The organism is Nocardia sp. CA-135398 (assembly GCF_050955845.1).
In the GTDB taxonomy this organism is placed as follows: domain Bacteria; phylum Actinomycetota; class Actinomycetes; order Mycobacteriales; family Mycobacteriaceae; genus Nocardia.
Window position 1 is genome coordinate 4,950,261 of record NZ_CP192084.1, and the last position, 26,644, is coordinate 4,976,904.

The 26,644-nt window shown below is 65.3% G+C and carries 25 protein-coding genes; 12 read left to right on the top strand and 13 right to left on the bottom strand.

Features of this window, described 5'->3' with window-relative positions; genetic code table 11:
• The first annotated feature begins 47 nt into the window (after positions 1–47).
• Complete coding sequence (locus tag ACQP1T_RS21595; RefSeq protein WP_433754852.1) at positions 48–1,577, top strand: TldD/PmbA family protein; 1,530 nt, start codon at positions 48–50, stop codon at positions 1,575–1,577.
• Positions 1,578–1,585: 8 nt separating this feature from the next.
• Entirely contained in the window at positions 1,586–2,977 is a 1,392-nt protein-coding gene (locus tag ACQP1T_RS21600; RefSeq protein ID WP_433762300.1) for a metallopeptidase TldD-related protein, read from the top strand.
• On the opposite strand, the gene ACQP1T_RS21605 is transcribed toward ACQP1T_RS21600, so the two are convergent.
• Together ACQP1T_RS21605 and ACQP1T_RS21610 are read right to left on the bottom strand one after the other, a co-directional pair.
• Entirely contained in the window at positions 2,978–3,361 is a 384-nt protein-coding gene (locus ACQP1T_RS21605) for a PPOX class F420-dependent oxidoreductase (RefSeq protein WP_433754853.1), read from the bottom strand. It lies immediately after the preceding gene.
• A 44-nt stretch (positions 3,362–3,405) separates the two neighbouring features.
• Positions 3,406–3,954, bottom strand: a complete 549-nt coding sequence (locus ACQP1T_RS21610) for a PadR family transcriptional regulator (RefSeq protein ID WP_433754854.1) — start codon at positions 3,952–3,954, stop codon at positions 3,406–3,408.
• A gap of 108 nt (positions 3,955–4,062) precedes the next feature.
• Here ACQP1T_RS21610 and ACQP1T_RS21615 point away from each other — a divergent pair, with 108 nt between their 5' ends.
• On the top strand, positions 4,063–4,785 hold the full coding sequence (locus ACQP1T_RS21615) for a glyoxalase (RefSeq protein WP_433754855.1): 723 nt from the start codon (positions 4,063–4,065) through the stop codon (positions 4,783–4,785).
• Between the two features lie 4 nt (positions 4,786–4,789).
• Here ACQP1T_RS21615 and map read toward each other — a convergent pair whose 3' ends face one another.
• Positions 4,790–5,557: a type I methionyl aminopeptidase gene (map, locus tag ACQP1T_RS21620; RefSeq protein WP_433754856.1), complete on the bottom strand. Its 768-nt coding sequence runs from the start codon at positions 5,555–5,557 to the stop codon at positions 4,790–4,792.
• Positions 5,558–5,752: 195 nt separating this feature from the next.
• Here map and ACQP1T_RS21625 point away from each other — a divergent pair, with 195 nt between their 5' ends.
• Entirely contained in the window at positions 5,753–7,381 is a 1,629-nt protein-coding gene (locus ACQP1T_RS21625; protein ID WP_433754857.1) for a hypothetical protein, read from the top strand.
• A 37-nt stretch (positions 7,382–7,418) separates the two neighbouring features.
• Complete coding sequence (locus ACQP1T_RS21630; protein WP_063042338.1) at positions 7,419–7,682, top strand: helix-turn-helix domain-containing protein; 264 nt, start codon at positions 7,419–7,421, stop codon at positions 7,680–7,682.
• A 1-nt stretch (position 7,683) separates the two neighbouring features.
• Here ACQP1T_RS21630 and ACQP1T_RS21635 read toward each other — a convergent pair whose 3' ends face one another.
• The 4 genes from ACQP1T_RS21635 to ACQP1T_RS21650 all read right to left on the bottom strand — a co-directional run bounded on the left by ACQP1T_RS21635 (position 7,684) and on the right by ACQP1T_RS21650 (position 10,027).
• Entirely contained in the window at positions 7,684–8,061 is a 378-nt protein-coding gene (locus ACQP1T_RS21635; protein WP_433754858.1) for a PPOX class F420-dependent oxidoreductase, read from the bottom strand.
• Positions 8,062–8,170: 109 nt separating this feature from the next.
• Entirely contained in the window at positions 8,171–9,337 is a 1,167-nt protein-coding gene (locus ACQP1T_RS21640; protein WP_433754859.1) for an epoxide hydrolase family protein, read from the bottom strand.
• Positions 9,338–9,449: 112 nt separating this feature from the next.
• Positions 9,450–9,743 (bottom strand): hypothetical protein, encoded by a 294-nt coding sequence (locus tag ACQP1T_RS21645; RefSeq protein ID WP_433754860.1) that lies wholly within the window; start codon positions 9,741–9,743, stop codon positions 9,450–9,452.
• Complete coding sequence (locus ACQP1T_RS21650; protein WP_433754861.1) at positions 9,740–10,027, bottom strand: hypothetical protein; 288 nt, start codon at positions 10,025–10,027, stop codon at positions 9,740–9,742. The genes ACQP1T_RS21645 and ACQP1T_RS21650 overlap by 4 nt, the downstream gene beginning before the upstream one ends.
• Positions 10,028–10,474: 447 nt before the next feature.
• On the opposite strand from ACQP1T_RS21650, the gene ACQP1T_RS21655 reads away from it, so the two are divergent.
• Both ACQP1T_RS21655 and ACQP1T_RS21660 read left to right on the top strand, forming a co-directional pair.
• Complete coding sequence (locus ACQP1T_RS21655) at positions 10,475–12,145, top strand: M15 family metallopeptidase (protein WP_433754862.1); 1,671 nt, start codon at positions 10,475–10,477, stop codon at positions 12,143–12,145.
• 105 nt (positions 12,146–12,250) lie between these two features.
• A complete protein-coding gene (locus tag ACQP1T_RS21660) occupies positions 12,251–13,225 on the top strand; it encodes a helix-turn-helix transcriptional regulator (RefSeq protein WP_433754863.1) in 975 nt (324 codons plus the stop codon).
• Positions 13,226–13,338: 113 nt separating this feature from the next.
• Here ACQP1T_RS21660 and ACQP1T_RS21665 read toward each other — a convergent pair whose 3' ends face one another.
• The 3 genes from ACQP1T_RS21665 to ACQP1T_RS21675 form a co-directional block, all read right to left on the bottom strand.
• Positions 13,339–13,869 (bottom strand): hypothetical protein, encoded by a 531-nt coding sequence (locus ACQP1T_RS21665; protein ID WP_433754864.1) that lies wholly within the window; start codon positions 13,867–13,869, stop codon positions 13,339–13,341.
• 173 nt (positions 13,870–14,042) lie between these two features.
• On the bottom strand, positions 14,043–17,651 hold the full coding sequence (gene cobN, locus ACQP1T_RS21670; RefSeq protein WP_433754865.1) for a cobaltochelatase subunit CobN: 3,609 nt from the start codon (positions 17,649–17,651) through the stop codon (positions 14,043–14,045).
• A gap of 178 nt (positions 17,652–17,829) precedes the next feature.
• Positions 17,830–18,270, bottom strand: a complete 441-nt coding sequence (locus ACQP1T_RS21675) for a nuclear transport factor 2 family protein (protein ID WP_433754866.1) — start codon at positions 18,268–18,270, stop codon at positions 17,830–17,832.
• A 387-nt stretch (positions 18,271–18,657) separates the two neighbouring features.
• Here ACQP1T_RS21675 and cobG point away from each other — a divergent pair, with 387 nt between their 5' ends.
• Entirely contained in the window at positions 18,658–19,872 is a 1,215-nt protein-coding gene (gene cobG, locus ACQP1T_RS21680; protein ID WP_433754867.1) for a precorrin-3B synthase, read from the top strand.
• Between the two features lie 116 nt (positions 19,873–19,988).
• On the opposite strand, the gene ddaH is transcribed toward cobG, so the two are convergent.
• Positions 19,989–20,861 carry a dimethylargininase gene (gene ddaH / locus ACQP1T_RS21685; RefSeq protein WP_433754868.1) on the bottom strand — a complete coding sequence of 291 codons (873 nt, stop codon included), beginning with the start codon at positions 20,859–20,861 and terminating at the stop codon, positions 19,989–19,991.
• Between the two features lie 138 nt (positions 20,862–20,999).
• Between ddaH and ACQP1T_RS21690 the strand changes: the two genes are divergently transcribed.
• The 3 genes from ACQP1T_RS21690 (at position 21,000) to cobJ (ending at position 23,975) form a co-directional block, all read left to right on the top strand.
• Positions 21,000–21,437, top strand: coding sequence for an Lrp/AsnC family transcriptional regulator (locus tag ACQP1T_RS21690; RefSeq protein ID WP_433754869.1), 438 nt, complete (start codon positions 21,000–21,002; stop codon positions 21,435–21,437).
• A gap of 106 nt (positions 21,438–21,543) precedes the next feature.
• Entirely contained in the window at positions 21,544–22,167 is a 624-nt protein-coding gene (locus ACQP1T_RS21695; protein WP_433754870.1) for a precorrin-8X methylmutase, read from the top strand.
• Positions 22,164–23,975 (top strand): precorrin-3B C(17)-methyltransferase, encoded by a 1,812-nt coding sequence (gene cobJ, locus ACQP1T_RS21700; protein ID WP_433754871.1) that lies wholly within the window; start codon positions 22,164–22,166, stop codon positions 23,973–23,975. The genes ACQP1T_RS21695 and cobJ overlap by 4 nt, the downstream gene beginning before the upstream one ends.
• Positions 23,976–24,144: 169 nt before the next feature.
• Here cobJ and ACQP1T_RS21705 read toward each other — a convergent pair whose 3' ends face one another.
• A complete protein-coding gene (locus ACQP1T_RS21705) occupies positions 24,145–25,371 on the bottom strand; it encodes an MFS transporter (protein WP_433754872.1) in 1,227 nt (408 codons plus the stop codon).
• Positions 25,371–26,012, bottom strand: coding sequence for a GntR family transcriptional regulator (locus ACQP1T_RS21710; RefSeq protein ID WP_433754873.1), 642 nt, complete (start codon positions 26,010–26,012; stop codon positions 25,371–25,373). The genes ACQP1T_RS21705 and ACQP1T_RS21710 overlap by 1 nt, the downstream gene beginning before the upstream one ends.
• 179 nt (positions 26,013–26,191) lie before the next feature.
• On the opposite strand from ACQP1T_RS21710, the gene ACQP1T_RS21715 reads away from it, so the two are divergent.
• Complete coding sequence (locus tag ACQP1T_RS21715) at positions 26,192–26,644, top strand: PadR family transcriptional regulator (protein WP_433762301.1); 453 nt, start codon at positions 26,192–26,194, stop codon at positions 26,642–26,644.

Sequence of the window (26,644 nt, forward strand, 5' to 3'; positions counted from 1 at the left end):
GCGCAGCGGAAGCGGCGCTCGCCGGCGCGACCGGCTAGGTTTGTCGGGTGAGCATCGCGACTTCCAAAGATGTGGACGCCGAGTTCCTTGCGTTACCACTGCACGCGCTCGCCGACGCCGCTCTGTCCGCGGCGCGGGCGGCCGGCGCGCAGCACGCCGATCTGCGGGTGCATCGGCTGGTCACCCAGTCGATCCGGCTGCGCGACGGCCGAGTCGAGGCGATCAGTAATGCCACCGACCTCGGCTTCGCCGTACGCGTGATCGTCAACGGCACCTGGGGTTTCGCCTCACATGCCGCGATCACCCCGGAGACCGCGGCCGAGGTGGCGCGGCGAGCCGTCACGGTGGCGACGACCCTGCGCGCCCTCAATCGCGAGCGCGTCGAACTCGCCGACGAGCCGCGGTACGACAATGTGCACTGGGTCTCGGCCTACGATGTCGACCCGTTCACAGTGCCGACCGCCGATAAGGTCGCTGTGCTGCAGGACTATTCGGGCCGCCTGTCCGCCGCCGACGGGGTCGATCACGTCACCGCCTCGGTTCTGCAGGTCAAGGAGCAGACCTTCTACGCCGACACGGCCGGCTCGGCGATCACCCAGCAGCGCGTGCGCCTGCACCCACAGCTCGAGGCGATCACCGTGGACGCGGCGGCGGGTGTCTTCGAGACCATGCGCACCCTCGCCGCACCGGCCGGACGCGGGTGGGAGTACGTCACCGGTGCGGACGGAATCTGGGACTGGAGTACGGAACTCGCGCAGATCCCCGGGTGGCTGACCGAGAAGGTGAAGGCACCGAGCGTCGAGGCGGGCCGCACCGACCTGGTGATCGACCCGACCAACCTGTGGCTGACCATCCACGAATCCATCGGCCACGCCACCGAATACGACCGCGCCATCGGCTATGAATCCGCCTACGCGGGTACCTCGTTCGCGACCCCTGACAAGCTCGGCACACTGAAGTACGGAACGCCGATCATGCACGTCACCGGGGACCGCACCGAGGTGCACGGGCTGGCCTCGGTCGGTTACGACGACGAGGGCGTCGCCGGACAGCGCTGGGATCTGGTACGCGACGGCATCCTGGTCGGCTACCAACTCGACCGCGTCTTCGCCCCGCGCCTGGGCCTGGAACGCTCCAACGGCTGCTCCTACGCGGATTCACCACACCATGTGCCGATCCAGCGCATGGCAAATGTCTCGCTGCAACCGGATCCCGAAAACGACACCAGCACCGCCGAACTCATCTCCCGGGTCGAGAACGGCATCTATATCGTCGGCGACAAGTCGTGGTCGATCGATATGCAGCGCTACAACTTCCAGTTCACCGGCCAGCGGTTCTTCCGCATCCGCGACGGCAAGCTCGACGGCCAGCTGCGTGATGTCGCCTATCAGGCCACCACCACCGACTTCTGGGGCGCCATGGAAGCGGTGGGCGGACCGTCCACCTGGCGCCTCGGCGGCGCGTTCAACTGCGGTAAGGCGCAACCCGGTCAGGTCGCCGCGGTAAGCCACGGCTGCCCGTCGATCCTGGTGCGTGGCATCAACATTCTCAACACCCGGACGGAGGCAGGTCAGTGATCGAGGTGATGTCGCCCGCAGGTGCGGTCGTCGAGCAGGCGCTGGCGCTCTCACATGCGGACGAGGCGATGGTCATCGTGACCGATGCGCACGAGGCGTCGCTGCGCTGGGCGGGCAACTCGATGACTACCAATGGCTCCTCGATTTCTCGGGACTGGGCGGTCATTTCGATCTTCCGCGACGGCCCGAACTCCGCGCGCGTCGGCAGCGTCAGCTCCACCAGCGTCGACCCGGCCGAGATCGAAGCGGTGGTCCGCGCCAGCGAGACGGCGGCCCGCACGGCGGAACCGGCGAAGGATGCGATGCCGCTGCTGACGCCGGATTCGGATGGTCTGCCGGACGCCGGGAGCGACTGGGCGGCCCCGCCGGGCAGCACCGGAATCGAGGTCTTCACCGACCTCGCACGCGAGCTGGCGGGCGGCTTCGACGGAACTGATCGGCTCTACGGCTTCGCCTATCACCAGATGCATACGACCTGGTTGGGCACCTCCACCGGGATTCGCCGCCGCTTCGTGCAGCCGACCGGTTCGGTGGAGATCAATGGAAAGCGTGGCGAGGGGGCGGATCTCGCGAGTGCGTGGGTCGGTGTCGGCACCGCCGACTTCACCGATGTCGATGTGCCCGCGTTGCTCACCGAATTGTCGCGGCGATTGGATTGGTCCAAGCGCCGGGTCGAGCTGCCCGCGGGTCGCTACGAAACCCTGCTGCCCCCCTCGGCGGTCGCGGACCTGATGATCTACCTGGCCTGGTCCATGGAGGGACGTGGCGCGCACGAGGGGCACAGCGCCTTCGCCAAGGCGGGTGGCACCCGAATCGGTGAGCGGCTCAGCGATATTCCCTTGACGCTCTTTTCCGATCCGAGCGCGGGCGGACTCGAATATCGTCCGTTCGTCGCGACTTCGTCGTCCTCGGAATCGCTGTCGGTCTTCGACAACGGTCTGCCGGCCCGGCGCGTGGACTGGCTGCGCGACGGCGTCATCGAATCGCTGGTCTACCCGCGTGCCACCGCCGCCGAATTCGACGCTCCCACCACGGTGCCCGGTGAGAACCTGCTGCTGACCGGTGGCTCCGGCGCGAGCCTCGACGCGATGATCGCCAAGACCGAGCGCGGTCTGCTGCTCACCACGCTCTGGTACATCCGCGAGGTCGATCCCGCCACCCTGCTGCTCACCGGTCTCACCCGCGACGGCGTCTATCTGGTCGAGAACGGCGAAGTCACCGCCGCGGTCAATAACTTCCGCTTCAACGAAAGCCCCATCGACCTACTGCGCCGCACCACCGAAGCCGGTGCCACCGAGACCACGCTGCCCCGCGAATGGAAGGACTGGTTCACCCGAACCGCCATGCCGCCCTTGCGAATCCCGGACTTCCACATGTCCTCGGTGAGCCAGGCGACCTGATTACGCGGTCGGGGTGATCTCGAGGCCGATGGTGCCGGACTTGCCGCGGCGAATACTGCTCGCGGTCACCAAAATCGGGCCGAGCAGCCAGTACTTCTTCTTGATCAGCTTGCGCACCCGTTCGGTGTCGGCGGCGTCGAGTACCCGGCCGGTGCCTTCGATGACTTCACCGCGCGGCTTGCCCGACGGGTTGCACGGCTGGAGGGTGACGGCGGGATTGTTGCGCAGCCGCTTGACCTTCCAGCTATTGGTTTCGGTCCACACATACAGCTTGCCGTCGTCCTCGGCGGCCCAGACGGCGGTGCCGACCGGTGTGCCGTCCTTGCGGAAGGTGGTCAGCAGCACGTAGTCGGCCTTGCCGACCGCACCCAGCGTGTTCGTCATGCGGGCAGCCTATCCGCCATCGGACCGGCGGGCGCGGCCTGCCATCAGTCCGACATCCGGTATTCACCCGTCTCCAGGCGCTCGAGTACGCCAGCGGTCCAGTTCGACAGGTTGTCGAAAACGCCGCTCCACAGCTCGAGCAGATCGGTCGCGTGCGGCGGTTCATACCGGCCAGGGAAGGTCGGAATCATGGCGAGCAGATCGTCGCGAACCGCCTCGGCATTACGGCGCTGCTCGCGCAACTTCTCGATGACATGCGCGCGTGGCAGCGCATCCATGAACGCGATACCCGCACCGAGTTCTTCCATATCGACACTGACCAGCGCCTCGTCCATGAGCTTGCGGAACTCGGTCTCCCCCGCCTCGGTCAGTTCGAACAGGGTCCGCCCCGGCCCTTCGGTGCTGCCCTGGGTGCCGAACGCACTCAATTTCCCTTCCTGCGTCAGCTGTTTCAGCGCGTGATAGATCGACCCGGGCTTCACATTCGTCCAGGTTTCGGCACGCCAGGACAGCAGTTCGCGACGCACTGCGTAGCCGTAGGTGGGCTGACGCAACCGCATCACGCCGAGGACCAACAGGCGCACCGCCGACATCCGGACTTCCCTTCTCTCGAAAGGGCCATACTACTCAAATTTGACTTCCGACAATTCACGCCCCTAACCTCGGGTAGTCAAAATTGATTACCGCTATAAGGCAGGGCGATGACAAGCGATACAGCGGTTCCGGTGTTGTGGAGCGGTGACCTGAAGGACACCCTCGACTTCTATCGAACCCTCGGCTACACGGTGACCCACGAACAGACCAAGCCATACGCCTACGGCGCGATCGAAGCCAATGGCTGCGCGGTCCACTTCGCCTCCGCACCGCCGGGTGCCGAACTCCCCACCGAACAGGTCGGCTGCCTGATCCTGCTCGACGACGTCGCCGAGCGGCACGGCGCATTCACCGCGGCGCTGCGCAAGCGCTACGGGAAGGTCCCCGCGAAGGGTTGCCCACGCATCACCCGATTCCGGCCCGGCCAAAGCAGATTCAGCGTGGTCGACCCGGTGGGCAATACCATCATCTACATCCAGCGCGACGAGCCCGAGGAGGTCGATTACGGCGGTTCCCGCGAACTCGACGGCCTGGCAAGGGTTTTGGACAACGCCCGCATCCTGCGCGATTTCAAGAACGACGATGCGACCGCGATCCGGGTGCTCGAGGTCGGTCTCCGGCGCTACGGTGCGGAAGCGTCGGCCGTCGATAAGGCTCGGGCACTTGCGACACTGACCGAATTGGCCGTCGCCACCGGCGATTCCGAGCGGGCCGAGAAGTTGCGCGCCGAACTCGGGGGCATACCACTTTCGAAAGCCGAACGCGCGAGCGTCGCGGCCGAGTTGCGCGCCGCCACCGATCTCGCGGATTGGCTCTCCGAAACGGACTGACAGGTTATGCGGCGGCGGTCAACACCTGCGGCCCGTCCGCGGTGATCGCGACCGTATGTTCGGAGTGCGCGGTCCGTGAACCATCCGCCGAGCGGATCGTCCAACCATCCGGATCTGTATAGATCCGGTCGGTCGTGCGCGCGAACCACGGCTCGATCGCAATGGTCAAACCGGGCCGCAGTGGATACCCGCGACCGGCGCGTCCCGCATTCGGCACATGCGGATCCTCGTGCATCGTCCGGCCGAGCCCGTGTCCGCCGAATTCGGTATTCACCGGATAGCCGTTCGCCCGCGCGACTGCCGCGATGGCCGCGGAGATATCGCCGATCCGATTGCCAGGCAGCGCAACCGCGATCGCGGCCGCCAGCGCGTCCTCGGTGGCCTTGACAAGCCGCAGGTCCTCTACATCGGCGGTGCCGACGACCATGCTGGTGGCCGAGTCGGCGACCCACCCATCGACACTCAGCGCCAGGTCCATGCTCAGCACATCGCCGTCGCTCAGCGCATAGTCGAACGGAAGCCCGTGCAGCACAGCATCATTCACCGAGAGGCAGATCGTATTGCGGAACGGACCGCGGCCGAACGAGGGCGCGTAGTCCCAATAGCACGAGACCGCGCCACGCTCCCGAATCCGCTGCCGCACATGCTCTTCCAGCTCGAGCAGATTCACCCCGACCCGCGCCGTCGCACGCACTTCCGCCAGGATCTCGGCAACGAAGCGGCCGGCCACCCGCATACATTCGATCTCCCCCGGCGACTTCAACTCCACCATGCCCAACCTCCACCTCGGTATTTTAATACCAAGCATAGCGGTGGATGGTATAAAAATACCAATCAGCCCGCGTGACCAGGCGATGTGTTATGTTCGCGAACGCGAAAGAGCACTGGTTTGTTTCGTTGTTCGCCGCCCCGAGCGGCATGCGTTCCGCCCGATCGACCCCAGACAGCGAACGTAGAGGAGCAAGCGATGAGCCCGCGCCGCAAGGCACTCGTCGTCGCGGTCGCGCTGGCCGTGGCCGTGGCCACCCCCGCCTGCGGTAGCGATTCGGTGCGGAACCAGAACCAGTCGGGCACCATCGCAGGCCCCGCACGCAACCCCTACCTCGCCGCCGCGACCTACGGACTCACCCACATCGATCCGGGCCAGTCCGACACCTTCCCGTACCAAACGCCGCAGGGCGAATTCCACATCGACCCGAAGCAGCAGCAGCGCATCACCTCGGGACCGGTCAACATCATGACGCTCGCCGCCACCGATCCGGACCATATGTGGATCTCCTCCACCCAGGGCGTGGTCTACGTCCAGGTCGGCAATGGCATGTTCCACGAGATCGCCCGGACGGACGCACCCGGTGTGAAACCCCTGGCGCAGCAAACGTTGGACCAGGTGCTCGACCAGAACTTCACCGACGCGGGACAGGTAGACGCCGCCGTGCACAACGACTGGGGCGTCGATTGGACGCGCATCGTCAATGGCGTCTACAGCCTGGTGGACAAGGACAATCGGGTCTACTACGTCACGCAGGACGCGCAGATCGTCGTGTTCGGCCTGGTGAATGCCAATAATCCCGAAGCGGGCGTAAGGGTTCTGCGCACCCTCGACTTCAAACCCTGGCTCGGCACCGGTCCCGGTCTCGGCGGGCAACCCGAGTCCATCGTCGGTCTGAATATGACCTATGACGGCAAGTTGGCCGTACTCAGCACCCGCGGGCTATCGATCATCGATCGCAGCCTGCAGGGCGAACCGCAGCAGGTCCATTTCGGCGCCGACGAGGTGGTCTCCAACGCGATGGCCGTGGATGACAAGGGTGGGATCTACGCCGCCTCCGACAAGATCATGCGCAAGGTCGTCTGGACCGGATCCAAACTCTCGACCGACGCCACCGACGGCGCATGGGCCGCACCCTACGATTTCGGACGGCAGCCGCCGGCGGTGAAGTTCGGCATCGGTACCGGCTCGACACCCACACTCATGGGCTACGGCAAGGACGACCGTCTGGTGGTACTCACCGACGGCGCCGATCGGATGAAACTGGTCGCATTCTGGCGAGACGCCATTCCCGAAGGGTTCCAACCCAAGCCGGGCACCAAATCCAATCGGATCGCCGACCAGATCCAGGTGACGGCCGGCCTGAATCCGCAGCCCGAATTCATCCAGAGCGAACAGTCGGTCGTGGTGGACGGCTATGGCGCATTCGTGGTCAACAATGCCCGGCCGCAAGGCGCACCGGACCGGCTCGTCGATGTGCTCGCGGGTGGGCCGGTATTCGCGCCGCCGTCGGGTATCGAGCGGTTCCAATGGGATCCGGCCAACCACAGTTGGTCATCGGTGTGGTCGCGTGCCGATGTGGTGTCGACGAGCATGGTGCCCACCGAGAGCAGCAAATCCGGGGTGGTTTTCGTCAACGGTTACACCAAGGCCGACGGCTGGGAGGTGACCGGCTTGGACTGGAAAACCGGAAAGACGGTGCACCGCACCATCTTCGGGCAGAGCAATCTCGGTAACGGCGCCTACGCGCTTGTCGAGTTCTTCCCGAATGGGGATCTACTGTTCAACAGTGTCGGCGGACCGTTCCGGGTGAAGTACAACGGTTGAGCTTGCGGTATTTAAATACCGTCCATAGTCTGGTCGCATGGTCCGACTTCCGCTGACTCCCGCACAGGTCGAGGCCGGTCGCCGTCTCGGAGCCCGGCTGCGGGCCGCACGCGCCGATCGCGACCCGGCTCGGATCGCCCAAGCCGCCGGAATTTCACCGGAGACGCTGCGCAAAATCGAGACCGGACGGCTGCCGACGCCCGCATTCGGCACGATCGTGTCGCTCGCGGCCGCCCTGGAGATTCCGCTGCAAGAACTCGCCGATACCTGGCGCTCGGCGGGCCTCGCGGAATCGGCCTGACCTACGCGGGGGTAATCGCGATCCCGACGGATCCGTCCGCGCCCTTGAACAGCTTGTGCAGCCGGATCAGCACGGTGCCGATGATCCCGTATTTGCGCGAGACCAGATCGCGCACCCGTTGGGTCCCCGCCGCATCCAGCAGCTCGGCCTTGCCCGCGAGCTTCTCCTCGCTCTTCGGACGGCCGCGACTGTCGGATATCTGCAGGGTCACCGCCGGATTGCGTCGAATCCGCTTGACCTTCCACGTCTTCGAATTGGTCCACACCACGATCCGGTCACCGTCCGGAGCCACCCAGACTGGGGCGCCGACCGGCGTGCCGTCCTTCTTGTAGGTGGTCAGCAGGACGAAACTGCTCGTGCTCACTTCGTTCCATGTCATACCGAAAACGGTAGGCCGGTGCGATCGCACCGACATCCGTATGCGGACAGACCCGCTCGTACGCCTGATGACGTAATGGGGCGAGCCAACGCCCGCCCCATTCACCCGCTCAGCCGCGATAGGCCCGGAAGAACGTCCGGATATCCTCGACGAGGAGTTGCGGCTGCTCCAGCGCGGCGAAATGACCGCCCTCGGCGTATTCGCTGAAGTGCTCGATATGCCCTTCCGGATTCATCACCCGACGCATCAGCGGATCGGTATTGAACACCGCCCACCCCTGCGGCACACCCGACGACGCCACCCAGTCCATACCCGAATGCGCTGTCTCCCAGAGGAATTGCGCGGCCGAGGCGCCGCTGCGGGTGAACCAGTAAATGCTGATATTGGTCAGCAGCAGGTCGCGGTCGACCGCTTCGCCGGTTGCGCGGGCCGGATCGGTCCAGACCTGGAATTTCTCCGCGATCCACGCCAGTTGGGCGATCGGCGAATCGGTCAGCGCGGCGGCAATGGCATTGGGCTGGGAGCTCTGCAGGACCAGGTAGCCCTTCTGCTGATTCCACCTCGCCTGCGCGGCCTGGATGGCAGTGAGTTCGTCCGCGGCCAAATCCTCGGGCATCGGCAGCTGCTCGCCCACCAGCCCCAGCGAGCCCCGGTCACTGTTCACATGCGTCGCGATGATCCGCTCCGGATGAGTCGCGGCCAGACGCCCGGTCACCCCTGCACCGATATCACCGCCCTGAGCGACGAACTTCTCGTAACCGAGCCGAGCCATGAGTTCGGCGAACGCCTCGGTGGTGCGCGCCAACTCCCATCCGGTCGAGGCGAGCGGCGTCGAGAAACCGAAACCCGGCAGCGACGGAATCACCACATGGAACGCATCCGCCGAATCCCCGCCGTGCGCCCGCGGATCGGTCAACGGCCCGATCAGCTCGAGGAACTCGACAACCGAACTCGGATACCCATGCGTGATCAGCAGCGGCACCGCATCCGGCTCGGGTGAACGCACATGGAAGAAATGTATGGTCTGCCCATCGATCTCGGTCGTGAACTGGTCATACGCATTGAGCCTTGCCTCCTGGGCCCGCCAATCGAACCCATCCCGCCAATACTCGGCCAACTCCCGCAGATAGTCCGGCGCAATCCCACGCCCCCAATCGGATTCGGTGCCGGGCACCGAATGCGGCAACCGTGCGCTCGCGAGCCGCGCTCGCAATTCATCGAGCTCGGCCTGTGGAATGTCGATCCGGAAGGGGCGGATGGTCGCTGTGTTCGTCATGAGAACCACTCTCGACCCCATTGCGGAAGACTTGCTTCCGCATTTCCGAATCATCTCGAAGTGGATCTGATGCGGGCCGAAGCGGCTCGAGAACGACTGGAACTCGACGATGTCAGCGCGAGCATTCAGCGTCGTCGACGATGACCGCATTGGCCGGGATGATCCAGACTTCCTTGTCGTCGCCCTGGACCGAGCGGGTGGTCACATAGGCACGCTTGCCCTTCCCGACGCACTTGGTGGCGAGGTTTCCGAACCTGTCGGGGAAGTCGTAGACCTCGGCGGCGGAGTTCTCGCCCTGCCTACCGCTGACGGGGGCGTCCGCTTTACCCCGTTCCTCGTAGTGCTGGCGAGAGCAGCCGGCCGTCAGCACGAGCAGCAGGCAGGCGGCGGTCGCGATCTTTTTCATCGGTTCGTCTTGCAGGTGTCGTCGGCGACCAACTGGATGTTCGACGGACCGGTGGCATTGGTGGTGACGTATGCCCGGTACCCGTGACCAACGCACTTCGTTGCGACATTGCCGAATCCGTCCGGCATGTTGAACACCTCGGCAGGAGTGTTGTCGCCGTGACCGTCCAGCACAGGGGCGTCGCCCCTGCCGCGCTCGTCGTTGTAATCCTGCGAACAACCGGCCGACACCACGAGGCTGGCCAAGACCAGCACCTGCATCATCGTCTTGGCTTTGCGCTGCATGGCACTCCTATCGCGAAGACCCCAATTGCCAAGGCGCCCTGGCAACTTGGCCGCTTGCCCTGCTGAAGGCATGGGCAGAGCATAGGACATGGTCAATCATCCTGTGGCACATGTGGATAACGGCGGCACACGATAATCATCGTCTCGCGCCGCCAGCAGCCGCAGCGCGCTGCGACCAACTCGCCACGACGGGCGATACGTGCCCAGTGACGCACCTCGAGAAACCCGAAACTCGCACGGCCCGACAGCTGGTGCTCCATACTCGACAACGGAGTTTGCTGCTGGTCATCACCACCAGGGGTCTGTTTCCGCGGTCGCAGAGTGGTGATGGCGCGAGGAGACCGCGTCTCAGTACGCGGCCCGGCGTCCAGCCGATGGGTACGTGAATCCGCAAAAGATAGCTTCGCCGAGAGCCGCGTTCGACCGGTGAAAGGGGAAGTCATCGTCATGCCTGGTAACCGCATAACCGAAAATGGTTGGCGCGAGTGTGAGCGCAGGGACTGTGAGACGCTTCTCGTCCCGGGCACTCGAGATGTACGCATCGAAATCCGCGGTGGTGACGCCGCCACGATCCTTACCGCCTGGGCCGCCTGGTGGCACCGCAATGTTCGCCCGATAGATATCTTCAAACCGCGCGATTACTGGGGCTGGAGCGAGGACAACGACGTCTGGGACTCCAACCACCTGTCCGGCACCGCCATCGACCTCGATGCCACGGCCCTGCCCTGGCAGCGCCGCACAATGCCGCAGCACCAGCGCGACGCGGTGGAACGTGGACTGGCGTTGTTCGAAGGCACTGTCTTCTGGGGCGGGCACTGGAACCGGGTCGATGAGATGCACAGCCAGATCGGACTGCCACCGACGAGCCCGAAGATCGCCGAGTTCGCCGACCGGCTGCGCGCGGGGTATCTGAATATCTTCGGTCCGCCTGACCCGATGGCCTTCCCACTGCCCGCGGGGTATTACTACGGGCCACTGGAGGGCCCGATGGAATCGATCTCCGGAGAGTACGAGGGCGACTCACAGTGGGCCAAGGACGGGCTCGGTCGCTGGCAGGAGGCGCTCGACCTACCGGTCACCAAGAAATGGAACGATGGGCTCACCCCCAAGGCAGCCACCACATTGCAGCTGGACAAGGGCTGGCCACCCAATCCGCTGTTCGGCTACGGCGGGATCTATGAAGGTGAGTGGAATGCGGTGATCAAGGACGGTTGGCGTCTGCCGCAGGACTGGGACCCGGACAAGATCCACGACCATGAGGCACCGATCACCAAATGGGGCGACTACAGCCACTACCAGGCCGAATATGTCGACGACTCCTACCCGTACAAGGTGATCGCCTTCCGCGCCTCCATCGCCGATCAGGTCGATGAGAAATTCTTGAAGAACATGCGTATCGCCAAGGAGATGGTGGCCCGCGGCAAGCTGGAGAAGATCATCGCCTATCACTTCTGGGTGCCCGGCCACGACAACTGGGGCACCTTCAAAGACCAGCTGGAAGCTTCCGGCGGGGTATTCCCGGAGCTGGCGTTCATGCTCGATGTCGAGGACGGCGGGGCGAAGTGGAATATTCGCGGCGATCAAACCGTGGGGGTGAAGGACTTCATCAAGAAGGGCCAAGAGTACTTCGGCAACAAGCACGCCGCCTCGATCTACACCAACTTCACCGCCAATCCCGACCTGCTCGTCGGTATTACCGACATCGAGTTGCGCTCGGTCAAACTCATCGTGCCGCGCTATTACGGCACGGACCGCCCGCCCGCGACCCCGTCCGGTGTCAGCTGGTTCGGTCATCAGTACTCCGACCGCGAGGACACCTCGCCGTTCGGACCGAGCGACATCAACTGGTCGAAGGTGCCACTGTCGGTATGGCTGGAGGCCTGGGGTGTCAACGCGGCCGCGGCGCAGCCGCGCGTCGAAGAAGCGGAGAGAATGGCCCAGCCCGTGCCTGTCAACGATGAGGAGATCTGGGAGGCGCTGGAACGCATAGCGGACAAGTCGCATGTGGACCTGAGCGATATCCGAGTCGGCAACGGCCGTCGCCGCCGTCCGGTTGCCAGCAGCCGGAGCGGGAGCCGTACCCGGCCGAGCCGTTCCCGGGTAGAACCTTCCGGCTGAGCGCGTACGTCACCGTATCGGGTCCGTCGACGGTCGTCGACGGACCCGATACCTGTTTCCCGAACGCGGAAGGTTTTGTTCCGCGATTGCTGGCATCATCGAGCAATGTTGGAGACTTCGGCGCGGTTGTTGCGGTTGTTGTCGTTGCTGCAGATGCACAGGGATTGGACCGGGCCTGCGTTGGCTGAACGGCTCGGGGTTTCGACGCGCACTATTCGTACGGATATCGAGCGGTTGCGCAGGCTCGGGTATCCGGTGGACGCGACGCCGGGGGTGGCTGGTGGGTATCGGTTGGGGGCCGGATCTTCGCTGCCGCCATTGCTTTTGGATGACGAAGAAGCCGTCGCGGTGGCGGTGGGGTTGACGACCGCGGCCAATGGGGCGGTGACCGGGATCGAGGAGACATCGGTCCGGGCGCTGGCCAAACTGGAGCAGGTGCTTCCGTCGCGGCTGCGGCACCGGGTGCGGGCACTGACCGCCGCCACCGTGCACGTGCCGCATCCGGGTCAGTCGAATGTGGACGCGGCAGTGCTCACCGCCGTCGCCGGGGCGATTCGGGCCAGCGAGCGGCTGCGGTTCGATTATGAAACCCACTCGGACGCGATCGAGCAACGACCGCCGCAGCGGCGCGAGGTGGAACCGCATCGGCTCGCACATTGGAACGGCCGCTGGTATCTGGTGGCGTGGGATGTGGGGCGCGCGGACTGGCGCACCTTCCGAGTCGACCGGATGACGCCGCGCACACCGAACGGTGCGCGGTTCACTCCGCGCAGCGTTCCTGAAACCGAAGTGGCCGAACGGATACAGCGCGGTGTCGGTGCGGCGACGTGGCGCTACCGGGCCAGGGTGCGGGTCGCGGCCCCGGCTACCGCTGTGCGTACGCGGCTACCCGCCGCCGTCATGATCGAATCCGATGGTCCGGATCACTGTGTGATCCAAGTGGGTTCGGACACACCACATATGTTGACGTTGTATCTCGGACTGCTCGATGTCGATTTCGAAGTCTTGGACGCACCCGAGCTCGCCGCGCACCTTCGCGCGACTGCCGAACGGTTTCGGAAAGCGGCGGGCGAGAATTGAAATGAGATATGCCCTGAAATTCGATGAGCGGCAACCCCGGTCGGGCGAATCCTTCGAAAAGCCCGGCCGGGAGTACCCGTTCGAGGCTTAGCCAAACAGCGCTATTGGCCGCATTACTGATTGGCGCCCGCGATACCGCCGATGATTCCGCCGATGACACATCCGGGCAGGAATCCGACGATAAAGAACAGCAGTCCGATCAGCGCGCCGACAGCGCATCCGATCAACACACCCGCGACGGTGGTGCCCGCGTCACCGATGAACTGTAGCGGGGCCGATTGCGGTGCCGCAGCGTTGACCGGTGTCAACGTCAATGTCGTTGCCGCGGCATCGACTTCGGGCGTGACCTGCACCTGCTGACCCGCCACCGTCTGCAGTGTGGTCGGCACGGTGGCGACCACGGAACCGTCGGGTGCGAGCACCGTGATGCCCGCATCGGGCGTCAGGACGAACTTGCCCGAAGCCAGCGTGATGGTGGCATCGGAGCGGTCCGTCGCCACCGCCGCGGTGTATTGGATGCCGTGATCAACGCCGTTGAGAACCGTTTCCGACGATACTTCGGGCGAGCCGTAGGCGGTGGCCGCGGTGATGCCTGTCGCGGCGACGGTCAAAACCGTTGTCGCTACCAACTTTTTGATCTTCATTATGATTTCCAATCATCCAGCCGATTCGATCGATGTTCCCGAGAAACGGACATCGGACATCAATCATCATGCGCCCTCGGCACACTCGGCGTCGCCGGAATCAGAAAATCGAATTACGTTGCAAGATCAAATAATTGGAAATACCCCAAGGAACTGGGGTATTGATTTTCCGACTATTCCAGTTCGCCCTCGGTCTCCAGGTAGATCTGCCGCAATCGGTCCAGTGTTGCCTGCTCCGGATGTTCCCACAACTCCCGTTGCGCCGCCTCCAGCAGCCGCTCGGCAATGCCGTGCAGCGCCCACGGGTTCGACTGTTCCATGAACTTGCGGTTCACGTCATCGAAAACGTAACTCTCCGCGAGCTTTTCGTACATCCAGTCGGCCACCACATTGGTGGTGGCGTCGTAACCGAACAGGTAGTCGACAGTGGCAGCCATTTCGAAGGCGCCCTTGTAGCCGTGGCGGCGCATCGCCTCGAGCCAGCGCGGATTCACCACTCGGGCACGGAAGACGCGCGAGGTCTCCTCCGAGAGCGTGCGGGTGCGCACGGCGTCGGGGCGAGTGCTGTCGCCGATGTAGGCCTCCGGATTCTTGCCGGTCAGCGCGCGTACGGTGGCGACCATGCCGCCGTGGTACTGGAAGTAGTCGTCGGAATCGGCGATATCGTGTTCGCGGGTGTCGGTGTTCTTGGCGGCCACCGTGATCCGCCGGTACGCGGTGCGCATATCGTCGGCGGCGGGTGCGCCGTCGAGGTCGCGACCGTAGGCGAAGCCGCCCCACGCGGTGTATACCTGCGCGAGGTCGTCGTCGGTGCGCCAACTCTTGGAGTCGATCAATTGCAGCAGGCCCGCGCCGTAGGTGCCGGGTTTGGAGCCGAAGATGCGGGTGGTGGCGCGACGTTTGTCGCCGTGTTCGGCGAGGTCGTTCTTGGCATGGGCGCGGACGTAGTTCGACTCGGCGGGCTCGTCGAGGTCGGCGACCAGGCGGACCGCGTCATCGAGCAGTGCGAGCACATGCGGGAAGGCGTCACGGAAGAAGCCGCTGATGCGGACCGTGACGTCGATGCGCGGGCGGCCCAGTTCCGCAAGCGATATCACCTCCAGGGTGGTGACGCGGCGGCTCGCCTCATCCCAGACCGGGCGGACACCCAGCAGCGCAAGAACTTCCGCGATGTCGTCGCCGGAGGTGCGCATGGCGGAGGTGCCCCACACCGACAACCCCACCGAGCGCGGATACTCGCCGTGATCGGCCTTGTACCGATCGAGCAGCGAATCCGCCATGGCCTGCCCGGTCTCCCAGGCCAGACGGGACGGAACCGCTTTCGGGTCGACCGAGTAGAAATTCCGACCGGTCGGCAGCACATTGATCAGGCCGCGCAATGGGGATCCGCTCGGTCCCGCCGGGATGAAACCGCCGTTGAGCGCGTGCAGGATCCGGTCGATCTCGATGCCGGTCTGGCGCAGGCGGGGCACGACTTCGGTCGCCGCGAAGCGCAGCACGGTTCGCACGGCGGCGAACGTAGGTTCGGCCTCGGATGCGTGCAGTGCGTCGACAATGCCGTCGACAGCGTCGACGGACCAGTCGGCTGCTTGCAGTGCGGCGAGCAACGCACGCGCTCGGGCCTCCACCGCGTCGACCCGTTCGCGCACCTCGGTGCCCGATTCGTTCAGCCCCAAGGCTTCCCGCAGACCCGGCACATTCCGCTCGCCACCCCACAGCTGACGCGCGCGCAGCATGGCGAGGACCAAGTCGAGTTCGGTCTCCCCCACAGGTGCCTGCCCGAGGACGTGCAGACCGTCGCGGATCTGCACATCCTTGATCTCACACAGCCAGCCGTCGACATGCAGCAGCATATCGTCGAAGACATCCTCGTCGGGGCGTTCGGCCAGGCCCAGGTCGTGGTCCATCTTCGCCGCACGCATGAGTGTCCAGATCTGCTGGCGGATGGCGGGCAGTTTGGCCGGGTCGAGAGTGGAGATATTGGCGTGTTCGTCGAGCAACTGCTCCAAACGCGAGATATCACCGTAGCTTTCGGCACGAGCCATGGGCGGGATGAGGTGGTCGACGAGGGTGGCGTGCGCACGGCGCTTGGCCTGGGTGCCCTCGCCGGGGTCGTTGACCAGGAACGGATAGATCAGCGGGAGCTCACCGAGGGCGGCGTCGGTGCCGCAGGAGGCGGACATGCCGAGGGTTTTGCCGGGCAGCCATTCCAGATTGCCGTGCTTGCCGAGGTGCACCATGGCGTCGGCGGCGAATCCGTCCGGCGCGGCGATCCAGCGATAGGCGGCGAGGTAGTGATGACTGGGCGGTAGATCCGGGTCGTGGTAGATGGCGACCGGGTTCTCGCCGAAGCCGCGCGGCGGCTGCACCATCAGCACGATATTGCCGAACCGCAATGCGGCGATGACGATTTCGCCCTCGGGGTCGGCGGAACGGTCGACGTACAGTTCGCCGGGCGGCGGTCCCCATGCCTCGATCACTGCTCCGCGCAGATCCTCGGGCAGGGTGTCGAACCAGCTGGTGTACTGGCCGGCGCTGATGCGGATCGGGTTGCCTTCGAGCTGTTCGGCGGTGAGCCAGTCGGGATCCTGACCGCCCGCGGCGATCAACGCGTGGATCAGCGCGTCTCCGTCGCGCTCCGCGAGGCCGGGGACCTCGCCTTCATCGCCGAGATCGTAACCGGCCGAGCGCATCTCGGTCAGCAGCCGGATAGCGCTTGCGGGTGTGTCCAAGCCGACGGCGTTGCCGATGCGCGCATGCTTTGTCGGGTAGGCCGACATCATGATCGCGATGCGGCGCCGTTCGGCCGGGATGTGGCGCAGCCGCGCGTGCCGGACCGCGATACCTGCGACCCGGGCCGCGCGCTCGGGATCGGGCACGTAGCTGGACAGTCCGTCGGCGTCGAATTCCTTGAAGGAGAACGGAACCGTGATGATGCGGCCGTCGAATTCCGGGACGGCGACCTGGGTAGCGACATCCAGTGGGGAGAGTCCGTCGTCGTCGGCCTCCCATTGGGCGCGGCCGCTGGTGAGGCAAAGGCCCTGCAGGATCGGCACATCGAGTTCGGCGAGCGCGGCGACATCCCAGGCCTCGTCGTCGCCACCGGCCGATGCGTTGGCGGGCTTGGTGCCGCCCGCCGCGAGCACGGTTACCACCAGTGCGTCCGCGGTGCGCAAGGTGTCGAGGAGTTCCGGTTCGGCAGTGCGCAGGGACGCGCAGTACAGCGGCAGAGCTTTCGCGTCCGCATTTTCGATTGCCGTGCACAGGGCATCGATATATGCGGTGTTTCCGGCGAGATGCTGTGCGCGGTAATAGATTACCGCCACTGTCGGCAGGTGCTCGGCCGTTGCCCTCGGCACGCGCTCCAACTCGCCCCAACTCGGCAGTTGCACGGGCGGTTCGAAGCCATGGCCGGTGAGCAGCACCGTATCCGAGAGGAAATTGTGCAGTTGCCGAAGGTTTTCCGCACCACCGGCGGCAAGGTAGTTGTGCGCGTCGGCGGCCACGCCACCGGGCACCGTCGAGCATTCCATCAGCTCGGCGTCGGGTGCGATCTCACCGCCGAGCGCAACCATCGGAACACCGCTGGCGCGCACCGCGGCGAGCCCGTCCTCCCAGGCGCGCTTGCCACCGAGGATCCGCACGATCACCAGGTCGATGCCATCGAGCAGCGCGGGCAGGTCGTCGACCAACAGCCTAGCCGGATTTCCCCACCGATATTCCGCACCGCTCGCACGCGCGCTCAACAGATCGGTGTCGGACGTCGATAGCAGCAAAAACACAGGTGGCAGCCTTCCTCGGGGTGACGCGCCCATCGGTTACGGTGCTCGCCGGAGAGGGTCTGGCTTTCGACAGTGGCGCGACCGCACCGGAGTTCCACCGGTTTCCTCATCGCCCGCCGAGCAACCAGATGCTAGCCCGCCACCCCGCGCCGCTTGTCGACAGGTGAGTGCCCGGAGCTCAGGTCAGGTCGGCGTTTCCGTCGATCACCTTCAGGTGGTAGTGGAATTTGTCGACACGCCAGCCTGCGGCGGTGCGTTCGGCGCCGATGCTGTAACTGCCGACGAAGGTGCGCGTCTTGCCTTGGGACGCATCGTTCTTCACGTGCACCGCGATGGCGTCGGCGTGGATTTCGGCGTGGTCGCCCTGCAGATCGACCAGATAGTTGCCGGACTGATGATGGACGCCGTCGAGGTCGGCGAGACCCGTGCGCCAATCGCCGACGATATCGGCCGCGGGCCGCACCGCCACCTCGCCACCGAAGCCACCATCGAAGTCGACCTTCGGCGTGAATACCTCCGCGAGCAGGTCATCCCAGCGCTTCTGGTCGGTGTAGACGAACATCCTGGTGACGACATCGATGATGGCGAGTCGGTCGGCAACGGAGGAGATTTCACTCATTCCGCCAACCTTAGTGGCGGGCCGGGTTCGACGCCGACTGGTCGGTCGCTATCGCCCGGGCCGCCGCGCGTCCGGGGCTGACCGCTGTCACCGAATCTCGGCCCTACATGCGGCGCGCCGCTGATCGAGCCGAGACCGGGCGCTGATGCATCCCTGGTGCCCAGGAAGATTCACAGCCGAGCGGGCATGGCACCGATTGTGCACATTCGGATTCATTGGGCGCTGTCCGCGGTCACACGTCACCGCCATCGCTGGTTGTCCGGCTGTGCGCTATCGGCGGCCACGCGAGACCGCCATCACCGGATCTGCGGCCGGGGCACTCTCCGCGGCCAAGCGTCGCAGCCGGTCCCCGGTTGGGTGGCCGAGGGGTCGTAGGCTGGACAGGTCATGACGCGTACGAATCCCGACTCTTGCCCTGGTGTGTTGCGGCTGCATCAGGCGGCCGATGGGCCGTTGGCTCGCATTCGGCTGCCCGGTGGGCGGTTGGAGCCGGAGCAGTTGCAGGTTTTGGCCGAGGCGGCCGACGAGCTCGGCGATGGCAATATCGAGCTGACCTCGCGGGGCAATGTGCAGTTACGGCAGGTGCGTAATGCGGCCGCGCTGAGTGAGCGGTTAGCGGGGGCCGGGCTTCTGCCGAGCGATACGCATGAGCGGGTGCGCAATATCGTCGCCTCGCCGCTGTCGGGTCGGATCGGCGGCTGGGCGGATGTACACGCGCTCGTTCCGGCGCTCGACGCGGGTTTGCGCGCCGCAGCGCGGTTGGCCGAACTGCCCGGCCGCGTGCTGTTCACTCTCGATGACGGTCGCGGCGACATCAGTGGGCTCGGTGGCGATATCGGCGTACACGCCACGGACGCAGACGAATTCGCGCTCGTGCTGGCCGGTGGTGATTCCGGCATCCGGGTATCCGCGGCCGACGCGGTCCAAGTCATGCTCGCGGCCGCGCATGCCTTCCTCGATCTCGGTTCGGATCAATGGCGACTGCACGAAGTCGACGACGGTGCGCGGCGAGTGATCGATCTCCTCGGCCTGTCCCCCGGCCCGGAACGCCTGGAATTCGGTGCTTCCCGTGACATTCCGATCGGCTGGCTCGACCAGGACAACGGTCTGGTCAGCCTCGGCGCGGCCGTTCGCCTCGGCTCCCTGCCCGCACGCATCGCCGAATTCATCGCCGCCATCGAACGCCCCATCTTCGTCACCCCGTGGCGCAGCGTGGTGATCACCGATCTAGAGGAATGGCCCGCCGAACAGATCGTCCGCGTACTAGCCCCCATGGGCCTGATCTTCGACGCCAACTCCCCCTGGCTCCAGGTCAGCGCCTGCGCGGGCCGACCCGGCTGCGCGAAGGCCCTCACCGATGTGCGCGCGGACGCGACGGCCGCCGTCGAATCCGGTCGCGTACTGCCCGCTGCCAACCAGCCCGTCGCAGCGAGCGATACCAGCGGGGTAGCAGATCTCGGCGCGACCATCGAAGTCCACAGCGCCGACGATGTCACGGTCGCAGGCCGTCAACACTGGTCCGGCTGCGAACGCCGCTGCGGCCGCCCCCGCAGCTCGGTCACCGACATCGTCGCCACCGAAAACGGTTACCGCATCGGTTGACATCCGCCCAGCGAGCGCTCACAGCGAATCCCGACGCATCATATTGCGCCGTCCGCGGACCGACGATCCGGCGCCGCCCGGTGCGGGTCCATCCGTGGATCGTGTATCTCGCGCGCTTACGAAGCAACCGCGGTCGGCGCACTCCGCGGATCATCGTGGATCTCCAAGGTGCAGCACTTCACCCCGCCACCTGCCTTCAACAACTCCGACAGATCGACGCCGACGGGGTTGTACTCCTGCGCACGCAACTCCGAAGCCAGATTCTCGGCCCGACTGCTGATGAAAACATTCAGCCCATCGGAAACACCGTTCAGCCCGAGAACCACGGCATCGGCATCGGTGGCGAGAATGGCGTCCGGATAGAGCTCGGCCAATATCTGCTGACTCGCGGCGCTGAAGGCGGGCGCGAAATACGCGACATTCGTGTCATCGAGGACCATCAGCGCCGTATCCAGATGATAGAAGCGCGGATCCACCAGTTCGAGCGAAACCACCGGCAGATCGAAGTACCGCTGCACCTCACGGTGCGCGGCAATCGAACTCCGGAATCCGGTCGCGGCCAGCATGCGCTCACCGACGAGCAGGAAATCGCCTTCGCCCTCGTTGATTTCCTGCGCCCCGACCAACTCCACCAGCCCCTGCTGTGCGAACCAGCGGTGATACGCCGGACCTTCGTCGGCCCGCTCGGCATGGGTGAACCGCGCCGACATCGCCCGATCGCCCACGATCAGGCCACTATTCGCGGCGAAAACCATATCGGGAAGGCCGGGCTCGCCCGGCACCACATCGATGCGATGACCGTAGTGCTCGAAGGTCGCGCGCAGCGTCTCCCATTGCGACAGGGCCAGCGCGCGATCGACCGGTTCCTGGGGATTCATCCACGGATTGATCGAGTAGCAGACATCGAAGTGATCCGGACGGCACATCACGAACCGACGTGCCGACGGCCGCCGCACGGGTTCGAAACGGAGGGTGGCTACAGAGGTCAACGTGTCTCCCGGAGGTAGGCGCGGATCATTCCACTGACACGAAGGTAATTCGCCTAGTATTGCGTCAGAAACAACGATTCATTGCGCATGATCGAGAGAATTCAGCGAATCATTGCGTCGATCGAAAGCGGGTGTGACGTGGATGACATCGACCGGCAGATCCTGGCGCATCTGCTCAAATCCGCGCGGACCTCGTTCCAGGAGATCGGCGCGAAGGTCGGATTGTCCGCGCCCGCGGTGAAGCGCCGCGTCGACAAGATGGTCGCCAGCCGCCAGATCACCGGCTTCACCGCACTGGTCAACCCGGCCGCACTCGGTTGGACCACCGAGGCCTACGTCGAGGTCTACTACCGCGACAACATCACCCCCGCCGAACTGCGTCGCAGCCTCGAACCCATCCCCCAGGTAGTCGGCGTCTGGACCATCGCAGGCGAAGCCGACGCCCTGGTCCACGTCATGGCCACCGACATGGCCGAAATCGAATCCACCGTAGAACGCATCCGCGAAAACACTCGAGTAGGCCGCACCCGCAGCTCCATAGTCATGTCCCGAATCCTCGAACGCCCCAGAACCTGATCCGCCGAGAATGCATTCACGCAGGCGCCCTCTCGACGTTTCCCGCCACCCTCGCATTCTCGACCCGCGGCGGGGGTGGGGTGGGAGGGCTCATATGGTTGGGGGCATGTCCGGTTATGTCACTGATGGGGTCGAGATTTATCGGCGGTCGTTTGCGATGATTCGGGCGGAGGCGGATCTGGGTCGGTTTCCGCTGGATGTGGCGCAGGTCGTGGTGCGGATGATCCATGGGTGTGGGCAGGTGGATCTGGCGGGGGATGTGGCGTTTTCGCCGGGGGTGGTGGTGGCGGCACGGGACGCGCTGCGGGCGGGGGCTCCAATTCTCTGTGATGCGCAGATGGTCGCGTCCGGGGTGACGCGCAAGCGGTTGCCTGCCGACAATGATGTGATCTGCACGCTCGGCGATCCGCGGGTGCCGGAACTGGCTGCCGCAATGGGCAATACGCGGTCGGCCGCGGCGCTGGAGTTGTGGCGCGATCGGCTCGCGGGCGCGGTGGTCGCCATCGGGAACGCACCGACGGCGCTGTTTCATCTCCTCGAGATGATCGAGGCCGGTGCGCCGCGACCTGCCGCCATCCTCGGCATTCCGGTCGGCTTCGTCGGGGCCGCCGAATCCAAGGACGCGCTGATCGAATTCGGCGGGGTCGAATATCTGACGGTGCGTGGGCGGCGCGGAGGCAGCGCCATCACCGCGTCGGCACTGAATGCGATTGCGAGCGAACTGGAATGAGCAACGGCAAGTTGTGGGGCGTCGGACTCGGCCCCGGTGATCCGGAGCTGGTGACGGTGAAGGCGGCGCGGGTGATCGCCGATGCCGATGTCATCGCCTTCCACAGCGCACGCCACGGCCGCAGCATCTCACGCGGCATCGCCGCGCCGTATATGCGCGCGGGCCAACTCGAAGAACACCTGATCTACCCGGTGACCACCGAGACGACCGACCATCCCGGCGGCTATCAGGGGGCCATCGACGAGTTCTATGAGCACGCCGCCGAACGCCTGGCAACCCATCTGGCGGCGGGCCGTTCCGTCGCGCTGCTCGCCGCGGGCGACCCGCTGTTCTACAGCTCGTACATGCATATGCACCGTCGGCTGGCCGACCGGTTCGATGCCGAGATCATCCCCGGCATCACCTCGGTGAGCGCGGCCTCGGCCGCCCTCGGTACACCACTCGTCGAGGGCGAGCAGGTGCTCACCGTCCTGCCGGGCACTATGCCCACCGACGAACTCACCCGCCGCCTCCGCGACACCGACGCGGCCGCCATCATGAAGCTCGGTCGCACCTATCCCGATGTGCGCCAAGCCCTCTCGGATTCCGGGCGCCTCGCCGACGCCTACTACATCGAACGCGCGAGCAGCACCCGTCAGCGTGTGCTCGCCGCCGACGACGTCGATGACGCGGACGTGCCGTACTTCTCGATCACCCTCGTCCCCGGCCCCCAACCGACAACCACACTGCCCCTTGCGAACTCGACGAAAAATCAGCAGTCCCTCCTCGACCCGACGACCACCCCGATCCCGAACGCCGGGTCGAACGCCAGCGCAGAATCCGCGGTGGACCGCACCCTCGTCTCCCGCACGGAGCCGACGACCGCACTGCCCCTTGCGAATTCGGCACCAACTCGGCATTCCTCCGTCCGCGCGACGACCAACTCGATCACCAACACCGGATCAGTCGGAACCAGCGGCGAATCCGCAGACGTGCACCTCGGCATTCCCATACCGGATCCGCACCACTACACACAACAGGCGCGCGCCGAGGCAGCCGACGTCGGCAACAGAGACGCCGTCGGCACCGGCGAAGTCGTGGTCGTCGGTCTCGGCCCCGGCTCGCCCGACTGGACGACACCCGAGGTAGAACGCGCACTCGTCCAGGCCACCGATCTGGTCGGCTATACGACCTACATCAACCGGGTGCCGTCGCGTCCGGGGCAGCGCAGGCATGCCAGCGACAACCGTGTGGAATCCGAACGTGCCGCCATGGCATTGGATCTCGCGAAGCACGGCGCCAAGGTGGTTGTCGTCTCCTCCGGTGACCCCGGGGTCTTCGCGATGGCGGCCGCGGTGCTCGAGGAATCCGCCGATCCGCAGTGGCAAGGGGTGCCGGTGCGGGTACTGCCCGGACTCACCGCGGCCAATGCGGTCGCCAGCCGCGTCGGCGCACCGCTCGGCCACGACTACGCGATGATTTCGCTCTCGGACCGGCTCAAGCCGTGGGAGATTGTCGCGCAACGACTTTCGGCGGTCGCCTCGGCCGATATGGCGATCGCGATCTACAATCCAGGCTCCAGTCAGCGCACCTGGCAGGTCGCGGCGATGCGTGACGTGCTACTCGAACATCGCAAGCCCGACACCCCCGTGGTACTCGGTCGCGATGTCGGCGGACCCACCGAATCCGTCCGTGTGGTCACCCTCGCCGAATTGGATCCGGCCGAGGTCGATATGCGCACGCTGCTGATCATCGGCGCCTCCACCACCGCCGTAATCGAGTCCGAGCAGGGCACCAGGGTCTACACTTCGCGCCGCTACCAGCGTTGAATCCGGAAAGGCAACCGCCGAACTCGCCGAGGGCTTCATTCCGCACTGGGCCGCCAAGCCCGAACACGAGCCGCAGGTGGCCATCGACAAGTGACCGAGCTGCAGTATCGACCGAAGAGCGCCTGACCGCGGCTTCGGCGGGGATGCGGATCGGCATCCCCGATGGTTCTCAGGCGCGGTAATTCCGCACGACAAGCGCCGAGCATGCGGCCGCACCCACGGCGGCGGCCGCGAACATCTGCGGGTACCCCAGGCCGAAAGACTCGTGCAGGAATGCCAGCAGCACGGGAACGCCGAAGCCGAGGTAGCTGACCGAGTAGAACACCGCGGTCAGTCCGGCGAGATCGTCGGGACGGGCGATGCGTTCGATCTCCTGCAGTCCGGCGACCAGCCCGATCCCATATCCGGCACCCAGTACGACAGCGGTGACGATCGTGAGCACAACGGCTGATGTGCCGGAAGCCCATGCTGCCGAAACCATTCCGCACACAACCGACACCAGCGCGACAACAGCGGCGCGGGCGGTGTTCGGTCGATCGATCCGTCGCGCCAGTGATTGGATCGCGAAACCACAGCCCAGCGTGATCACCGTGATCAATGCCGAGAACGCGATCGGTGCACCGTGCGCCTTCAGCGCCATCAGAGTGGGCAGCACCGCATAAGCCGTTGCGGCAGAGGTGAACAGCCACAGCGCGACCGGCAGCGCAATACACCGGAACCTGCGATGCGCGACCGCCGCAACCTTCAGATCATCGATCAACCGCCCCGAATTCCGCTGCGACGGTGACGTTTCCGGCACCCGAGCCACCCACACGGCCGCGATCAGACACAGCATCACATTGACCAGATACGCGGACGAATTCGGCAGCGGAGCCCATTGCGCGAGCACTCCCGCCACACCGGCACCGACGGCGAATCCACCGGTCAGGCTCATCGCCGAACGTCGCGCCCCGGTCCCCGCGGGTAGCTCCGGTCCGCGCGGCGGCTGCGAAAGTTCCTTCAGCCAGCTGCTTCCCACCGCCATCGCCAACCCGAGCGCCACTCCGCACAGCACCCGTCCGGCCGATAACAACGGCACCGACGTCGATCCGACGGCCAGCAGCAGCGAGCCGACCGCGCCGACCAATGGCGCCGGGCGAAGCAGCGGGCGACGGCCGAAGCGGTCCGAGAGCGGTCCGCCGATCAGCAAGGCGGGCACAATGCCGAGCACGTAGTCGAACAGCAGCAGATCGACCGTGGTGGCCGGCAGTCCGTTGCCCTTGTACATCACCAGCAGCGGCGTGAATTCGTTTCCGCCCCAGGCGATCGCGAACATCGCGGCCGCGACACCCCACCATCGACGCGAGCTCTGCGGTAGTCCCGACGGCCGGGTGTCGACAGCGAGCAGCGTTGCCATCACAAGCCTCTCATTTCCAGCTGGTGCACGCCGGACATGTGGTCGATGAGCGCGGTGGCGAATCCGGCGGCGTCGCCCGTTTCGATCAGGTCCGCCAGAAGTGCGTGCTGTTCGATAATGCGGGCGGTATCGGTCGAACCCCGATGCAGCGCAGCGCTGTTCATGCGACGCTGCCGCTCCCGCAGCGAGTCGTAGAATCCGGTGAGCAACGGATTGCCAGCTGCGACCACATAGGTGCGGTGAAAGTCGGTGTCCGCCAGCGCGAATCGCTCGAAGTCCGCGGCAATGGCCAGCTCGCGCTGCCGGTCCAGCGAGGCGTGCAATTCGGCGATCAGCGCCGATCGGTCCTGGGCGACCACCGCACGTACCGCACCGGTCTCCACGACATAGCGAGCGTGTACGACGTGTTCGGCCTCGGCGGGCGGAATCGGGACCACCAGCGCGCCCCGCTTGGGATACAGCCGCATCCACCCTTCCACCTCGAGTCGCAGGAACGCCTCCCGCACCGGCGTCCGCGACATGCCGAGGTCGGTGGCGATTTCACCCTCGCTGATCAGCTCACCACCAGGCAACGCGCCGGTCAGGATGCGTTCCTTGACCTCGCGATAGGCGAGTTCGGCAGATGAATACGTCTTAGACACAAGTTGAATCTTAGCGACGCACCTCTGGCACCTGCAGAGGCCACCGCTGAGAGTCGTATAACATTCCACTATGGAACATTGACAGCGAAAGGAGCAGTCCGTTGGCGAACATCTCGACACAACGCAAATCGCTCAATTCCACGGCGGCCTCGCTGCTCGGATTTCTGCACGACGGCCCGATGTCGGGCTGGGATCTGGTGACCCAGGCCCAGGATCGGATCGGCGACTTCTGGACCATCACCCAAAGCCAGGTCTACCGGGAACTGGCCGCCATGGACGCGGCCGGACTTGTCGAAAAAGGTGAGACCGGGGCGCGCGAGCGCACACCGTATCGGATCACCGATGCCGGTCGCGAAGCCTTCCTCGAATGGGTCGCCCGCGATCCAGGCGCGGAGACCATTCGGGTGCCGCTGCTGTTGACCCTATCCTTCGGCAAGTATGTCGATCCCGATCATCTCGATCGAATCATTGCCGCCAACAAGGAAATTCACCAGCAGCGCCTCGATCACTACCTCACCGACGACCACAGCGACATGTCCCCGTATCAACGCGCCACGCTCGAATTCGGCATCGGCTACGAGCGCACCGTACTGGCCTGGTTCGACCGCCTGCCGGAACTGCTCGGCCGCTGA

What these genes read in the sequence shown, in the direction of transcription:
- ACQP1T_RS21600 (WP_433762300.1), top strand. Translation starts at nt 1,586, where the DNA reads ATGTCGCCCGCAGGTGCGGTCGTCGAGCAGGCGCTGGCGCTCTCACAT.
- ACQP1T_RS21605 (WP_433754853.1), bottom strand. Translation starts at nt 3,361, where the DNA reads ATGACGAACACGCTGGGTGCGGTCGGCAAGGCCGACTACGTGCTGCTG.
- ACQP1T_RS21610 (WP_433754854.1), bottom strand. Translation starts at nt 3,954, where the DNA reads ATGTCGGCGGTGCGCCTGTTGGTCCTCGGCGTGATGCGGTTGCGTCAG.
- ACQP1T_RS21615 (WP_433754855.1), top strand. Translation starts at nt 4,063, where the DNA reads ATGACAAGCGATACAGCGGTTCCGGTGTTGTGGAGCGGTGACCTGAAG.
- map (WP_433754856.1), bottom strand. Translation starts at nt 5,557, where the DNA reads ATGGTGGAGTTGAAGTCGCCGGGGGAGATCGAATGTATGCGGGTGGCC.
- ACQP1T_RS21625 (WP_433754857.1), top strand. Translation starts at nt 5,753, where the DNA reads ATGAGCCCGCGCCGCAAGGCACTCGTCGTCGCGGTCGCGCTGGCCGTG.
- ACQP1T_RS21630 (WP_063042338.1), top strand. Translation starts at nt 7,419, where the DNA reads ATGGTCCGACTTCCGCTGACTCCCGCACAGGTCGAGGCCGGTCGCCGT.
- ACQP1T_RS21635 (WP_433754858.1), bottom strand. Translation starts at nt 8,061, where the DNA reads ATGACATGGAACGAAGTGAGCACGAGCAGTTTCGTCCTGCTGACCACC.
- ACQP1T_RS21640 (WP_433754859.1), bottom strand. Translation starts at nt 9,337, where the DNA reads ATGACGAACACAGCGACCATCCGCCCCTTCCGGATCGACATTCCACAG.
- ACQP1T_RS21645 (WP_433754860.1), bottom strand. Translation starts at nt 9,743, where the DNA reads ATGAAAAAGATCGCGACCGCCGCCTGCCTGCTGCTCGTGCTGACGGCC.
- ACQP1T_RS21650 (WP_433754861.1), bottom strand. Translation starts at nt 10,027, where the DNA reads ATGCAGCGCAAAGCCAAGACGATGATGCAGGTGCTGGTCTTGGCCAGC.
- ACQP1T_RS21655 (WP_433754862.1), top strand. Translation starts at nt 10,475, where the DNA reads ATGCCTGGTAACCGCATAACCGAAAATGGTTGGCGCGAGTGTGAGCGC.
- ACQP1T_RS21660 (WP_433754863.1), top strand. Translation starts at nt 12,251, where the DNA reads ATGTTGGAGACTTCGGCGCGGTTGTTGCGGTTGTTGTCGTTGCTGCAG.
- ACQP1T_RS21665 (WP_433754864.1), bottom strand. Translation starts at nt 13,869, where the DNA reads ATGAAGATCAAAAAGTTGGTAGCGACAACGGTTTTGACCGTCGCCGCG.
- ACQP1T_RS21675 (WP_433754866.1), bottom strand. Translation starts at nt 18,270, where the DNA reads ATGAGTGAAATCTCCTCCGTTGCCGACCGACTCGCCATCATCGATGTC.
- cobG (WP_433754867.1), top strand. Translation starts at nt 18,658, where the DNA reads ATGACGCGTACGAATCCCGACTCTTGCCCTGGTGTGTTGCGGCTGCAT.
- ACQP1T_RS21695 (WP_433754870.1), top strand. Translation starts at nt 21,544, where the DNA reads ATGTCCGGTTATGTCACTGATGGGGTCGAGATTTATCGGCGGTCGTTT.
- cobJ (WP_433754871.1), top strand. Translation starts at nt 22,164, where the DNA reads ATGAGCAACGGCAAGTTGTGGGGCGTCGGACTCGGCCCCGGTGATCCG.
- ACQP1T_RS21705 (WP_433754872.1), bottom strand. Translation starts at nt 25,371, where the DNA reads ATGGCAACGCTGCTCGCTGTCGACACCCGGCCGTCGGGACTACCGCAG.
- ACQP1T_RS21715 (WP_433762301.1), top strand. Translation starts at nt 26,192, where the DNA reads ATGTCGGGCTGGGATCTGGTGACCCAGGCCCAGGATCGGATCGGCGAC.